At 71.7% G+C, this 13,903-nt stretch carries 9 protein-coding genes and 1 pseudogene; 2 read left to right on the top strand and 8 right to left on the bottom strand.

What is annotated here, in order from left to right:
- Positions 1 to 50: 50 nt before the first annotated feature.
- Positions 51 to 2,165 carry a regulator gene (locus ACFYXC_RS25100; RefSeq protein ID WP_389554118.1) on the top strand — a complete coding sequence of 705 codons (2,115 nt, stop codon included), beginning with the start codon at positions 51 to 53 and terminating at the stop codon, positions 2,163 to 2,165.
- Positions 2,166 to 2,181: 16 nt separating this feature from the next.
- Here ACFYXC_RS25100 and ACFYXC_RS25095 read toward each other — a convergent pair whose 3' ends face one another.
- The 8 genes and pseudogenes from ACFYXC_RS25095 to xylB form a co-directional block, all read right to left on the bottom strand.
- On the bottom strand, positions 2,182 to 2,712 hold the full coding sequence (locus ACFYXC_RS25095) for a hypothetical protein (protein ID WP_389554117.1): 531 nt from the start codon (positions 2,710 to 2,712) through the stop codon (positions 2,182 to 2,184).
- Entirely contained in the window at positions 2,709 to 3,932 is a 1,224-nt protein-coding gene (locus ACFYXC_RS25090) for a hypothetical protein (protein ID WP_389554116.1), read from the bottom strand. Before ACFYXC_RS25090 ends, ACFYXC_RS25095 begins: the two co-directional genes overlap by 4 nt.
- 306 nt (positions 3,933 to 4,238) lie before the next feature.
- Positions 4,239 to 5,762, bottom strand: coding sequence for an aldehyde dehydrogenase family protein (locus tag ACFYXC_RS25085; RefSeq protein ID WP_389554115.1), 1,524 nt, complete (start codon positions 5,760 to 5,762; stop codon positions 4,239 to 4,241).
- 270 nt (positions 5,763 to 6,032) lie between these two features.
- A complete protein-coding gene (locus ACFYXC_RS25080) occupies positions 6,033 to 7,301 on the bottom strand; it encodes a GAF domain-containing protein (RefSeq protein ID WP_389554114.1) in 1,269 nt (422 codons plus the stop codon).
- A gap of 219 nt (positions 7,302 to 7,520) precedes the next feature.
- Positions 7,521 to 8,156 carry an N-acetylmuramoyl-L-alanine amidase gene (locus ACFYXC_RS25075; RefSeq protein ID WP_388921508.1) on the bottom strand — a complete coding sequence of 212 codons (636 nt, stop codon included), beginning with the start codon at positions 8,154 to 8,156 and terminating at the stop codon, positions 7,521 to 7,523.
- Positions 8,157 to 8,374: 218 nt separating this feature from the next.
- A pseudogene (locus ACFYXC_RS25070) lies at positions 8,375 to 9,390 on the bottom strand (acetamidase/formamidase family protein).
- Between the two features lie 158 nt (positions 9,391 to 9,548).
- Positions 9,549 to 10,757 carry an ROK family protein gene (locus tag ACFYXC_RS25065; RefSeq protein WP_389554113.1) on the bottom strand — a complete coding sequence of 403 codons (1,209 nt, stop codon included), beginning with the start codon at positions 10,755 to 10,757 and terminating at the stop codon, positions 9,549 to 9,551.
- A 133-nt stretch (positions 10,758 to 10,890) separates the two neighbouring features.
- The gene (xylB, locus tag ACFYXC_RS25060) at positions 10,891 to 12,336 is read right to left on the bottom strand and encodes a xylulokinase (RefSeq protein ID WP_389554112.1); all 1,446 of its coding nucleotides are present in this window, start codon (positions 12,334 to 12,336) and stop codon (positions 10,891 to 10,893) included.
- A gap of 189 nt (positions 12,337 to 12,525) precedes the next feature.
- On the opposite strand from xylB, the gene xylA reads away from it, so the two are divergent.
- A complete protein-coding gene (gene xylA / locus ACFYXC_RS25055; protein WP_388921521.1) occupies positions 12,526 to 13,692 on the top strand; it encodes a xylose isomerase in 1,167 nt (388 codons plus the stop codon).
- Positions 13,693 to 13,903 lie beyond the last annotated feature (211 nt).

Here is a 13,903-nt window from a genome sequence, read left to right as displayed (position 1 = left end):
GTATGACGCCCTGATCGGTACAGCGGAGACACGGCTGGGAGAGCGGGTGGATGTCTGTGGCGGGGGAGGACGACCGGGGCCGGACCAGCAACGTCATCGGCGGTGAAGCTCAGCTGTACGGTCCCACCGTGCAGGCACGGGATGTCCATGGCGGCGTGCACATCCAGGCCGCCTCAGCGGTGCGGCCACCGAAACCCAGACAACTGCTGCCGGTACCGGCTCACTACACCGATCGACTCGACGAACACGCGGTCCTGGACCGGTTGTTCAGGGCGCGTGCGGAGGCCGGCGCCGCACAGCCGCTGATCGTGATCAACGGTCCCGCGGGCATCGGCAAGACGACGTTCGCCTCCCGGTGGCTGCATGCCCACGAGACGGCCTTTCCCGACGGGCAGTTGTACGCGGACCTGCGCGGACACGAGGCGACAGGACCGGCTGAGCCGGGCGAGATCCTCGGCCAGTTCCTGCGCGCGTTCGGAACTCCCGCGGTTCCCGGCGACCTGGCCGAGCAGGCGTCCCTGTGGCGTTCGGTCACCTCGCGGCTGCGGATCGCGGTCATGCTGGACAACGCCTTCACCGCGGCTCAGATCCGGCCGCTGTTACCCGGCGGAACCGGCGGGCTCGTCGTCGTCACGAGTCGCCACAGACTGACCGGACTGAGCATGGACGGGGCTGAGTTCCACCGCCTTCCCTCGCTCGGCGACGCCGCCGGGACGGAGTTGTTCATCCGGGGGGTCGGCAAGGACCGCGTCGCCGGTGAGCTCTCCGCGGTCCGGCAGGTCGTCGCTCTCTGCGCGGGCCTGCCGCTCGCGGTGTGTCTCGCCTCCGCACGGCTCGCCGCCCGTCCGGGGCAGCGGGTCGCGGCGCTGGCAGAGGCGCTCACCCCGGACGAGGAGCGCCTGGCCGTTCTGGAAGTGGCAGGAGAGGGAACCGTGCAGAACGCGCTGGACGCGTCATATGCGGTGCTCGGCGCGGAGCCCGCGCGGCTCTACCGCGCACTCGGTCTGCTCCCGGTGCCCGCCTTCGACGTACGCACCGCCGCCGCGGCCTGTGCGGCGTCGACGGCATGGGCGGAACGACGGCTGGGCGAGTTGGTCGAGGCCAACATGCTGGAGGACATCGGTCCGGACACGTACCGCTTCCACGACCTCGTCCGGGTGCACGCCCACGACCGTGCGACAGCGACGGAGAGCGTGACGGCCCGTCGGCGGATCGAGCGCCGAGTCGCCGACTGGTACCTGCGGACGGCCACCGATGCCCAACGGCGCATCACACCCATCCAGCTGACTCTTCCGCGCACCTACGCGTACCCGAGTCGACTGCCCGAGCCGTTCACCGACGACATCGGCGCCCTCGGCTGGCTGGACGCCCGGCGCACCCACCTGATGGCGGTTCTGCGACTGGCCGCCGAACGCGGCTGGAACGCCACGGCCTGGCAACTCGTCGACGCGCTGTGGCCGTTGTTCCTCCGCCTGCGCCACTACGACCTGTGGATCGAGGCACACCGCACCGGGCTGGCGGCCGCCCGGGCCGACGGAAACAGTGCGGCCGAACGGCAGATGCTCAACTCCGGGGCCATCGGCCTGGCCGCGGCGCGTCGTACCGAAGAGGCCATCGAGTGGTACACGGTCTCCCTTCGAGCCGCCCGCGAAGCGGGTGACCGACGGGACGAGGGACAGGCATGGCTGGGCCTCGGCGGATGCCATTTCGAGGCCGGCCGGCTCACCGACGCGGCGGCCCCCCTCGACCGTGCGGTGGAGACGTGGACGGAGTGCGGATACCCACGTGGGGTGGCCCTCGCCAGAATCCTGCTCGGCGAGATCGCACTCGCCGAGCAGGACCTCGACCGGGCCATCACCTGTTTCACCCTGGCCCGGGAGGGTCTTCTGGCCGTGTCCGACCCGCACGACGCCGCGCGGGCCCTCGCCTTCCTCGGGCGGGCCCGGACCCGCGACGGCGACCGGGCCACGGGCACCGCTCAGATGCTGGAGGCACTCGCGACCTTCACCGCTTCGGGCGCCGCGCACTGGCAGGCACGCACCTTGGAGATGCTGGGCGACAGTGCCCGGGAGCGGGGCGACGACACGGCGGCCGACGACTTCCGCGCCCGGGCTCTCGCCCTGTACGAGACCACCAGCCCGGCGGACGCGCGCCGACTCCGGTGACGGGTGGCGCCAGGAGTCACCAGGAGGAACCGGAGCCGTACGCCCCCTGCACGACGCGGATGTCCTGAAGGGACCGCACATCATGACCTGCCACCAGCCAGGTGTGCAGACAGGAGGCCAGCAGCGGCTGGTCTCCCGGCACACGAGGGGCCAGAACGACCGCCTGCCGACCGGCGTCGCCGAGGATCGCCCAGCCGCCTTCCGCCAAGGGCGCCGCCGCGAGCCGGCAGCCGGGATGCGCGCCCGTGACGTCCGTCAGCCAGCGCCGGGCGGCGCCCAACGGCCGTGACCGGCTGGTGAACAGCACGTCCGCGCAGCCCAGCAGAGCACGTTCGCGGTCGGCGTCGGCCGCGAAGTGCTCATCGGTGGCGGCTGTCCCGCGGGCGTCCACGGCACGGACCACGGCCGTGAAGACATGGACGCGTCCCGCCGACGTGCCGCGGAGCGTCAGGTCGCGAAGGCGGTCCGTCCGCTGTGGTGGCACCGGCGGACGGCACGCCGAGGCCGCCGCGGCCCGGCGCAGCGTGACCGTCACGAGGTGCCTCATGCCGGTACCTCCCGTCGGACGTCCGTCCAGGCGTCCAGGGCGGGCGGTTCCGGCAGGGGGACGGTCTCCGGCTCGTGCGCGGGCTGGCCCAGTCCCAGCAACCGGTACATCAGCCGGCGCATGTTCCGGTTGAACCGTCCCGGTTCGGAGGTGATGCGCGCGGCGATCACCGCGTACTCGGCGGGTCGGTACTCGGCTGCCGCGTAGTCGAGTTGGTCGGACAGCGGGTGGGTGGGCGACAGCGCGGGAGCGGTCAGGGCGAGGGCGGCTGCCGGCGAGAAGGGGTTGATCTCCCGCTCCGGCGAACTCGCCAGCACGATGGACGCCTTGGTGAGCGTGCTGTACAGCGTGACGGAGCCGTGGTCGCCGATGACGTGGTCGGCGGCGACGAGAAGGGGCCGCCAGTCGGCCTCGGGTGCCAGGACCGCGACGCCCAGGCGTGCACAGCGGGCCAGCCAGGCGCGCACCTGCCACGAGCCATGCCCCGACCAGACGTTCGGATGGACGAGGACGGCCGAGCGGAACCGTCCGGCGGGCAACTCGGCCATGAGCCGGGGGAGCAGCGCCTCGAACCGGCCGAAGGACGACCGTGCTCCCCAGGTGGAGACGACGACCACCAGTTTCTGCCCGTCTGAGAGACCCAGCGCCTTGCGGTAGGCGGCGCGCAACGGGAGGCTCGCCGCGATCCGGTCGTACGCGGGATCTCCCACGACGTGCGTGAGCGGCAGAGCCTCGGGGCAGTGCTGCTCAAGCACGGACAGCTCCGCGTGGTGAGGCACGGCGACGGCGGCAGGCAGCCTCCCCCCTGGGGCGAGGTCCTGCCTGCGCAGCCCGGCGACGCCCTTGTGCGACCCCGTGCTCCATCGCTTGAGATAGCCGGCCCCGTGGGGCAGCGTCAGCAGCGGAGCGGTGATCTCCTCCACGCCCCGCGGGCCCGCCGCCAGCGCGAGGTCGAAGGACATCCGGACCGCCTCGTTCCACGGCAGTACCGGTCCTCCCAAGCGCTGGAGGAAGGACGGGACTTCATCACCGAAGACGTGCGGCGGTGCCGTGAACACCACCTGAATCCTGAAATCTGCCTCGAGGAGCGACAGAATATCGACCAGTCGCTTTCCATAGGCCAGGGTGTGCACGACGACCAGTACGGTCTTGCGATCGGTCAAGGTCAGCCATTCGCGTTCCGCAACCGATGGATCTCTGCTCGGGTTCAGCGCCGACAAGATGTTCCCCCGTGGTCCGCACGGGCCCGGACGGGCCCTCATGCCGAGCGTCCTGCCCTGCGCGGCGGACGGAAGGCTTGCGCGGACCTTGGAGAAACCTTGCAGACCCCCGACAAGGCCGCTGCCACGCCATGGCGACGGGACCGCTGCCACGGCATGGCGACGGGAGCGCTACCACGGCATGGCGACGGGGCCGACCGGTGTGGGGCGGGTCGGCGGCCGGTGTCTGCGCCATGGACTTGGACCATCTGCCGGCAGGCGCCTGACACAGACAGGAACTCCGGTCAGGCGCCTTTTCTTGTACCCCTAGAAGAAGCCCAGCTTCTTCGCCGAGTACGACACCAGCAGGTTCTTCGTCTGCTGGTAGTGCTCCAGCATCATCTTGTGGTTCTCGCGGCCGATGCCCGACTGCTTGTAGCCGCCGAACGCCGCGTGCGCCGGGTACGCGTGGTAGCAGTTCGTCCACACCCGGCCCGCCTGGATCGAACGCCCCGCTCGGTACGCGGTGTTGATGTCCCGCGTCCACACACCGGCACCGAGCCCGTACAGCGTGTCGTTGGCGATCTTGATGGCGTCGTCGAAGTCCGCGAACGACGTCACGGATACGACGGGACCGAAGATCTCCTCCTGGAAGATCCGCATCCTGTTGTCGCCCTGGAAGATCGTCGGCTGAACGTAGTACCCGCCCGCCAGCTCACCGTCGTATTCGATACGGTGCCCGCCCGTCAGCACCTTCGCGCCCTCCTGCTGGCCGATGTCCAGGTAGGAGAGAATCTTCTCCAACTGGTCGTTGGATGCCTGGGCCCCGATCATCGTCTCGGTGTCGAGCGGATGACCGGGCTTGATCAACTCGGTGCGGGCGACCGCCGCGTCGAGGAACTCGTCGTAGCAGCCCTGCTGCACGAGCGCCCGGGACGGACACGTGCACACCTCGCCCTGGTTCAGCGCGAACATCGTGAAACCCTCGAGCGCCTTGTCCCGGAAGTCGTCGTCCCGCGCCCACACGTCGTCGAAGAAGATGTTCGGCGACTTGCCGCCGAGTTCGAGCGTCACCGGTTTGATGTTCTCGGAGGCGTACTGCATGATCAACCGGCCCGTCGTGGTCTCGCCGGTGAAGGCGACCTTCGCCACCCGAGGACTGGACGCCAGCGGCTTGCCCGCCTCCACCCCGAAACCGTTGACGATGTTCACCACTCCCGGCGGCAACAGGTCCGCGACCAGGCTCATCAAGTAGTGGATCGACGCCGGGGTCTGCTCGGCCGGCTTGATCACGACCGCGTTGCCCGCCGCGAGGGCCGGCGCCAGCTTCCACACCGCCATCAGGATCGGGAAGTTCCACGGGATGATCTGCGCCACGACGCCCAGCGGCTCGTGGAAGTGGTACGCCACCGTGTCGTCGTCGACCTCGCCGAGTGACCCCTCCTGCGCGCGGATCGCCCCCGCGAAGTAGCGGAAATGGTCGATGGCGAGGGGGATGTCGGCGGCCAGCGTCTCCCGGACCGGCTTGCCGTTCTCCCAGCTCTCCGCGACCGCCAGCTTCTCCAGGTTCGCCTCCATCCGGTCGGCGACCTTGAGGAGGATGTCGGCCCGCGCGGTCACCGACGTGCGGCCCCAGGCGGGGGCGGCGGCGTGCGCCGCGTCGAGAGCGCGCTCCACGTCCTCGGCCGTGCCTCGCGCGATCTCCGTGAACGGCTGCCCGTTCACCGGGCTCGGGTTCTCGAAGTACTGCCCCTTGGCGGGCCGGACGTATTCCCCGCCGATGAAATGGTCATAGCGCGCCTGGTAGGAGACGATCGCGCCTTCGGTGCCGGGCGCCGCGTAACGGGTCATGTGCTCTGCCTCCCGAGGAAGGGCCGCCCGCCGTTGGACAGCTCTCGCCGCGAGAGTAGGGAGGCGGAGGTTGCAGGTACGTTGCGCGGCGGGGCTCCGCCCGGCGGCACGGCAGAGCGGGGTAGGCGGGGCGGGGCGCATGGCACTGGGAACTGCGCACCGGGCACGGGGTACGGGGGTACGGGGGTACGTGGCACTGGTGGGCACTGGGCAGCAGCGTTGAACCGGTGACGGACGGCGCGGTGCCTGCGGACGGGGCGCCCGTGCCCGTCAGCGTCGCGCCCACCCGGGGGAGACGGACTGCTCGGCCTCCAACTCGGCCAGGCGGGCCCGTACCGGAGGCGTCGGCCGGGTGGCGGCCAGCGCCCTCCACACGTCGAGGTCGTCCTCGCCCCACACCGCGTGGGCCCAGCGCGCCAGCAGATCGGGGTCGCGACCCGAGACCAGGGCCGCGCGCAGCCCGTCCGCCAGCCGCCGACGCAGCCGCACAACCGCCGGGGCCCGCGACCCGGGCAGCAGCGGACCGGCATACGCCGCCACGGCCGCCGTCACCGCTCCGGCGCCCAGCCTGCGCTCCACCACCGCGACATCGGACTCGACGGGAACCGCGAGCCGGTAGGGCCGTGAACCCAGGATCCCGGGCCCGAGGAGACGGCGCAGGCGGGCCAGTTCGGCGCGCAGTGTCACCGGCGTCACCGACTCGTCCTCGTACAGCGCGCACAGCAACTCGTCGCCGGTGAGGCCGTCCGGATGCCGGGACAGCAGGACCAGGAGCTCGCTGTGTCTGCGGCTCAGACGCAGCTTGCGGCCGCCCGCCACGAGCAGCGCCTCGTCCCGGCCCAGAGCGGTCAGCTGCAGGGCGTCGGTGGCGGCCGGTACCGGCGTGAGCAGCGCCAGCTGTGACTCGGCGGCGCGTGCCACGGCCTGGACGAAGCCCAGGCTGTGCGGATGCGCGAGCCCGTCCCCGCCGGTGATGTCGACCGCGCCGAGCAGCCTGCCGGTGCGCGGGTCGTGCACGGGGGCAGCCGCACAGGTCCACGGCTGGACCCGCCGGATGAAGTGCTCCGCGGCGAACACCTGCACCGGCCGGTCGAGCGCGACCGCCGTACCCGGGGCGTTCGTGCCCATCGCGGACTCCGCCCACCGCGCGCCCGGCACGAAGTTCATGCCGTCCGCCTTCTGCCGGGTACCGGGGTGCCCCTCCACCCACAGGAGTCTGCCCTGGGCGTCGCACACCGCGAGGAGATGCTCGCCGTCCGACGCGAACGTGCCCATGAGTTCGCGGACCAGCGGCATCACCGGCGCCAACGGGTGCTCCGCCCGGTACGAGCCGAGATCCCCGTCGCAGAGCTCCACCCGCGCGGAGCCCTCCGGCCCGACGCCGGCCCGTGCCGAGCGCCGCCACGACTCGGCGACCACGGATCGCACCGGCCGCGGCACCGTGCCCACCTCGGTGAACGTCTCGTGTGCGCGCCGCAGCACGCGCATCCGCTCGGCGGGGTCGGCACCGGGATCGAGGGCCACCCATGGATCGGTCAATTCGGCCTCCCCGGACGGCCTGGGAACTGGATGCGAAGCCACTGGTGCCATCGTCACTCGCGTGGCCGACGCCGACAAGCGTCGCGGCGCGCCCGGCACGGGTCGTCGCGAGGCCCCGCACGAGCCGACCGCCGACCGCCGACCGCCGACCGCCGACCGCCGACCGCCGACCGCCGACCACCGACCGCCGACCGCCGACCGCCGGTCGCCGGTCGCCGGTCAGGCAAAGTTGACGAGTCTGATGTAGCGCGTCCAGTCCCAGTGCGGCCCCGGGTCGGTGTGATCGCTGCCCGGCACCTCATAGTGCGCGAGGATGTGTGAGCGGTCCTTGGGGATGGCGTACGTGTCGCAGATCGCCGCGGTGAGTTTCGCCGACTCCTCGTACAGGGCGTTCGTGAAGTACGCCGGCTTGTCCACCCAGCCTTCGTGCTCGATGCCGATACTGCGGGTGTTGTAGTCCCAGTTGCCCGCGTGCCAGGCGATGTCGCGCTCACGCACCATCTGCGCGATGTGACCGTCGGCGGAGCGGACGACGTAGTGCGCGGACACCTGCTTCTTCGGGTTCTGGAAGATGGCGAGGGTGTCCGGGTAGGTCGCCTGTGTCACATGGATGACCACGAAGTCGACGGGATGGCTCGCCGGGCGGTCGGCCACCGTGTAGTTGGCCCTGTTCGCCGGAGACCACTCGGACGGCGGATAGTCCATGCCCCTCGGGGCCGCACCCGCCCGTGGGGCGGGGAGCAGCGCGGTGGAGAGCGTGGCGAGCGCCGCACTCTGGAGCAGGCGCCGCCTGCTGGGCACGGAGACGGACAGGGAGGTGGGCAGGGAGACGGGTGGGAACTTGGCTCGGTCCACGGATTTCCTCTCGGGGGACGGTGACGTGCTCGGTGGGAGGGATACGAGCCGGGGGACGGCGGGCCGGACCGGCGCCGGACGGCGGTTCGGACCGGCGATGAACGGCGCTCCGGACCGGCAGTGGATGGCGCTCCGGACTGGCGATGGACGGCGGCGGACTGGCGGTGGACGGCGGTCCGGACTGGCGGTGGTCGCAGGTCAAACCATGGGGACAGGGTTCAACGCCCCAGCGCCGCGGCCGTTTCGCGCATCCGCGCATGCAGCCCGCGATGCGTCTCCCGGTCGGGCAGCCACTCCTTGCGGATCTTGGCCACGCAGGTGTAGTTGGTGTCGCAGACGTTGGCCAGCGGCGACTCGACGGTCTGGGTGGCGAACTGGTAGGCGTCCAGCTCGCTGAACCCGTAGTCGCGCACCAGCCATCGCACCAGGTCGAGCTGCGATATTCGGAAGGCGTCCTCCAAGGGGCGTGCCGAGCCGGTCGAGATGATGTGCGTGTCGGATTCGATGCGGGGCCACGGGGTGGAGACGCCCTTGAGCAGTTCGACGATCACCACGGTGTTCATCGCGCACTCGACGGCGACCCCGCAGGTCTCGCCCTCTCCCTGCCGGGCGTGGCCGTCGCCGAGGCTCAGCAGGGCGCCTTCCACGTTCACCCCCAGGTAGCACGTGACGCCGGCCCCCGCATCTCCGGTGTGTCCATGTTGCCGCCGTGCGCGTCCGGCACCAGGGCCGAGCGCACCTCCAGGTTGGCCGGCGCCACTCCCACGGTGCCGTGCATCGGATCCATGGGCAGTTCGATCCGGATGTCGCTGTCCCGTGCGGTGAACAGCGCGGTGCGGCGCGCCCGGTCGAGCTGCCAGATCCACACGGTCTCCGGCAGCGGCGGTTGCAACGTGGCCGTGGTGTGCGTGGATGTCAGCGCCCCGAACAGCGGGACCGTCGTCGACGCCGCCCAGTCCCGTGCCGGTTCGATCGACACGAAGTGCACCGCGACGGTGTCGCCCGGCTCCGCGCCCTCCACGTGAAACGGCCCGGTCTGCGGGTTGAGGAAAGGGAACTCGCACACCTCGGACACCAAGTCCTTCTCGGAGCGCACCCGCCCGGCGAAGCAGTCCTCCGTGAAGAGGTCGAGGACCGTACCCGGCGCTATGCGGGCTACGGGCGGCACACCGCCGAACGTCCAGGCGTAGTCGCCCGGTTCGGGTCGCACGGTCAGGATCCGAGGGTCACTCATGTCGGCACTGCTCCGTTCCTGCGATGGCGGTGGCTTGCGTGCATCACGGTACGGGCCGTGCCGGTTGAGGAGGAAGAGCGGACCCAGGTCCGTGGACAGCACTGTGATTGTGGACAACTCGGTCACCCGAAAGGGGCATTGCAGCCTCCTGAGCGCCCCTACGATCCGCCGCCCACCGCCGCCGGATCGTCCAGTACGGCCCGTACGACGGAATGCGCGGCTCCCAGCAGCGGACCCTGCGGGCCGAGCCCGGAGACCGACACCGCGCAGGCGGGACCAGCCGTCCGGCGGGCCAACTCCCGTTCGAGCGACGGCAGCAGCCACGGCGCGAGCCCGGACAGCGCTCCGCCCAGCACCACGGCCTCCGGGTCCAGCAGATTGACGGCGCCCGTCAGCGCGACACCCAGCGCGGTACCGGCGTCACGCAGGGCTCGCCGAACGTTCCTGTCGCCCTCCGCGGCGTGCTCGGCCAGCAGCCCGACACGGTCCCCGCCGGGTTCCAGGCCGGCGGCGCGCAGCACGGCCTCCTCACCCGCGTACTGCTCCAGGCAGCCGCGGCCGCCGCAGGCGCACGCGGGACCCTCGGGCCGTACCGGCACATGTCCCAGCTCTCCCGCGAAGCCACGCGTCCCGCGCAGCAGCCGGCCGTCCACGACCACGGCCCCGCCGATGCCGATCTCCGCGGAGACGTGCAGGAAGTCGCGCGGTGCCTCCTCGTTGAGCCAGAGTTCGGCCAGGGCGCCGAAGTTCGCCTCGTTGTCGACGGTCAGCGGCAGCCCGTCCGGCAGCAGCGGCCCGAGGTCGGTGTCGTGCCAGCCGAGGTTGGGGGCACGCACCACGGTCCGCGCGTCACGCGCCACCAGACCGGGCACGGCGACGGCCAGACCCGCGGGCCACAGCCCTTCCTGGTCCGCCTCGGCGACGACCTGCCGTATCAGCGAGGTGAGTTCGCGCAGTACGGGCTCGGGAGCACGGCCGCGGTTGGTGCCGTGCCGTACGGCCCGGGCGCGCACGGTGCCGCGCAGGTCGACCGCGCACACGGCGAGATGGTCCACGCCGACCTCCGCGCCGATGCCCGCCGGGCCGCGTCCGCTCAGGGCCAGTGCCGAACCGGGCCGCCCCACCCGTCCCGGCCGCTCCGGGCCCAGTTCCTCGAGGAGTCCCGAGCGGATCAGTTCGTCCACGAGGGTGGAGACGGCCGCCCGGGTCAGCCCGATCCGTGAGGCGACGGCCGCGCGGGACAGCGGTCCGCCGGCGTTCACGGCGTGCGCCACCCGCGAGAGGTTGCGGCGGCGCATGCCCTGTTGCGTGTCGGGCAGCCGTCGGCCAGGACTGCTGGGGTGGGCCTCGTGCAGCGGTGCGGTCATGCCTGAGTCGGTCCTCGTCCGGCCGGTCCCCTGAGGGCTGTCCTTTTCGTGCCGGCGCCTTCGGAGCCCGGTACTCGTGGGGTCCGGGGAGCTGGCGACAACCGGCCCCCGGCTGCCCGAAGGCGACGCGGCGTCAGCGCTGATCGGCCTCCCGCTCCAGCAGCGGGGCCGCGTCGGAGAGTACCCCGGCGATCCGCGCGAGCGCCGCCTCGTCCCGTTCCGCGGCCTCCAGCACCGGCCCGTGTGCGGTGTTCCAGCGTCGGGCCACCGCCGCGGCGTCCTCGCCGGTCAGTACACCTGCGGCCTGTGCCGCGGCGCCGAGCGCGACCAGCTCCTTGGCCCCGGGCACCTGGACGGGACGCCCGGACAGCCGTCGCACGGTCTGCTGCCAGGCCGTTCCCCGCGCGCCCCCGCCGATGAGCAGCAGCGGCGCCGACCGGTCGGCGTCCTCGTCGAGCACCAGGTCGAGGGCGCCGAGCAGCGAGTGGACGGCCCCGTCGTACGCGGCCTGGAGCAGCTGCCCCCGCGTGGTGTCGTGCCGGAGCCCGTGCAGCAGACCCGAGGCGTGCGGCAGGTTCGGGGTGCGCTCGCCGTCCAGATAGGGGAGCAGGGTCACACTCGTACCGGGCTCGACGGCCTCCCGGTCGATGCCGAGAAGGGCTGCGACGCGGTCCACGGCGAGGGTGCAGTTCAGGGTGCAGGCCAGCGGCAGCCAGTCGCCCCGCGCGTCGGCGAAGCCCGCGACGGTACCGGTGGGGTCCGCGGGCCGCCGCGTCGACACCGCGTACACGGTGCCGGACGTGCCGAGGCTGAGCACCGCGGTACCCGGCCGCAGCCCGAGCCCCAGCGCGGCGGCGGCGTTGTCACCGGTGCCCGGAGCGACCAGCGTGCCCTTCGAGAAGGGCAGGTCGTCGGAGTCGCGTACGGTCCCGACGACCTCGCCCGGCGAGACCACCCGGGGCAGCAGGGCGGGGTCGAGCCCGACGTGGCCGAGGACCTCCTCGTCGTACGCCTCCGTCCCGGACGCCCACCAGCCCGTCCCTGAGGCGTCCCCCCGGTCGGTCGTGCCGAGTCCGGTGAGGAGCTCGGTGAGGTAGTCGTGGGGGAGTCGCACGGACGCGGTGGCGCGGACGGACTCGGGCTCGTGCTCGGCGAGCCACGCCCACTTGGTCACCGTGAAGGAGGTCCCGGGCACACTGCCGGTGCGCTCGGCCCACGCCTTGGGGCCGCCCAGTTCCTCCACGAGACGGCGGGCCTGCGGCGCCGACCGTACGTCGTTCCACAGCAGCGCGGGGCGTACCGGAGCGCCCTGGGCGTCGAGAGTGACGAGCCCGTGCTGCTGGCCGCCGACGGACACCGCGGCTGCCTCGCGTGCCGCGTCCCCGCACTGGTGCAGCGCCTCGCGCAGGGCGTCCCACCACTGCCGCGGATCGCTCTCCCGGCCCGCTCCTGAGGACACCGTGTGCGGCGCCTGGCCGCTCGCCACCACTTTTCCGGTGGCCGCGTCCACGACCAGGGCCTTGGTGGACTGGGTGGACGTGTCCACGCCGACGACGAGCGGACCCTCGGCTGCTGACATCGGGCTCTCCCTTTTCCGCGGCTCCGCGGGCTCTGACCTGGTGTTTTCGGGTCCGATCGGGGCCGGCAGAGCCCCGTTCGCACCCGCTGTGCCTCTTCGGAGACATCTTGTCTCTTCCCAGAGATGCCTTCGCATACTAATTTGTTAAGCGCCATGACGAAATAGTCGGAGCAAGCAAGGAGCCGCGGCATGAACTACCAGCCCACCCCCGAGGACAGGTTCACCTTCGGCCTGTGGACCGTCGGCTGGCAGGGAAGGGACCCGTTCGGCGACGCCACCCGGGCCGCCCTCGACCCGGTCGAGTCGGTACAGCGCCTCTCGGAACTCGGCGCCTACGGAGTGACCTTCCACGATGACGACCTGATCCCCTTCGGGTCCTCGGAGACCGAGCGCGAGTCGCACATCAAGCGCTTCAGGCAGGCTCTGGACACGACCGGTATGACCGTGCCGATGGCCACCACGAACCTGTTCACCCACCCCGTCTTCAAGGACGGCGCCTTCACCGCGAACGACCGTGACGTGCGCCGTTACGCCCTGCGCAAGACGATCCGCAACATCGACCTCGCGGTCGAGCTGGGCGCGGAGGTCTACGTCGCCTGGGGCGGTCGTGAGGGCGCCGAGTCCGGCGCCGCGAAGGACGTACGCGTCGCACTGGACCGGATGAAGGAAGCCTTCGACCTCCTGGGCGAGTATGTGACCTCCCAGGGCTACGACCTGCGCTTCGCGATCGAGCCCAAGCCGAACGAGCCCCGCGGCGACATCCTTCTGCCGACGGTCGGACACGCGCTGGCCTTCATCGAGCGCCTGGAGCGGCCGGAACTGTACGGCGTCAACCCCGAGGTCGGCCACGAGCAGATGGCCGGCCTGAACTTCCCGCACGGCATCGCCCAGGCTCTGTGGGCGGGCAAGCTCTTCCACATCGACCTCAACGGCCAGAACGGCATCAAGTACGACCAGGACCTGCGCTTCGGAGCGGGCGATCTGCGGGCCGCCTTCTGGCTGGTGGACCTCCTGGAGACGGCGGGTTACGCGGGCCCGAAGCACTTCGACTTCAAGCCGCCGCGGACCGAGGACTACGACGGTGTGTGGGCCTCGGCCGCGGGATGCATGCGCAACTACCTGATCCTGCGCGACCGGGCCGCCGCCTTCCGGGCCGACCCCGAGGTCCAGGAAGCCCTGCGTGCCTCGCGCCTGGACGAACTGGCACAGCCCACCGCCTCGGACGGCCTCCAGGCCCTGCTCGCGGACCGCGCCTCCTTCGAGGACTTCGACGCCGAAGCGGCCGCCGCGCGCGGGATGGCGTTCGAGCACCTCGACCAGCTGGCGATGGACCACCTGCTGGCCGCCCGCGGCTGACCGGGCGCGGGGCTGATCGCGGCGCGGCACGGAGATTCCCTCCGGCGCGGCGGTCGCCTTCGGCACGGCGGTGGCCTCCGGCACGGCGGTCGTCTCCGGCACGGCGGTCGGCGGCGTGCGGAAGGGCCCTTGCGCGGAAGCGTCCGGAATCATGCGATCCCTGTATGAGTCCGTGTCAAGTTTCGCGCAGGGGTCGCTTCGTGACCGGTTC

It is taken from the genome of Streptomyces sp. NPDC002701 (assembly GCF_042889045.1).
Taxonomy (GTDB): Bacteria; Actinomycetota; Actinomycetes; order Streptomycetales; family Streptomycetaceae; genus Streptomyces.
The sequence above is the reverse complement of the archived record's forward strand: the minus strand, read 5'-3'. Positions and strand labels throughout refer to the sequence as shown.

Bases quoted from the DNA above. Each gene is read 5' to 3' on its own strand.
- ACFYXC_RS25100 (WP_389554118.1), top strand. From the start codon at position 51: ATGTCTGTGGCGGGGGAGGACGACCGGGGCCGGACCAGCAACGTCATC.
- ACFYXC_RS25095 (WP_389554117.1), bottom strand. From the start codon at position 2,712: ATGAGGCACCTCGTGACGGTCACGCTGCGCCGGGCCGCGGCGGCCTCG.
- ACFYXC_RS25085 (WP_389554115.1), bottom strand. From the start codon at position 5,762: ATGACCCGTTACGCGGCGCCCGGCACCGAAGGCGCGATCGTCTCCTAC.
- ACFYXC_RS25065 (WP_389554113.1), bottom strand. From the start codon at position 10,757: ATGACCGCACCGCTGCACGAGGCCCACCCCAGCAGTCCTGGCCGACGG.
- xylB (WP_389554112.1), bottom strand. From the start codon at position 12,336: ATGTCAGCAGCCGAGGGTCCGCTCGTCGTCGGCGTGGACACGTCCACC.
- xylA (WP_388921521.1), top strand. From the start codon at position 12,526: ATGAACTACCAGCCCACCCCCGAGGACAGGTTCACCTTCGGCCTGTGG.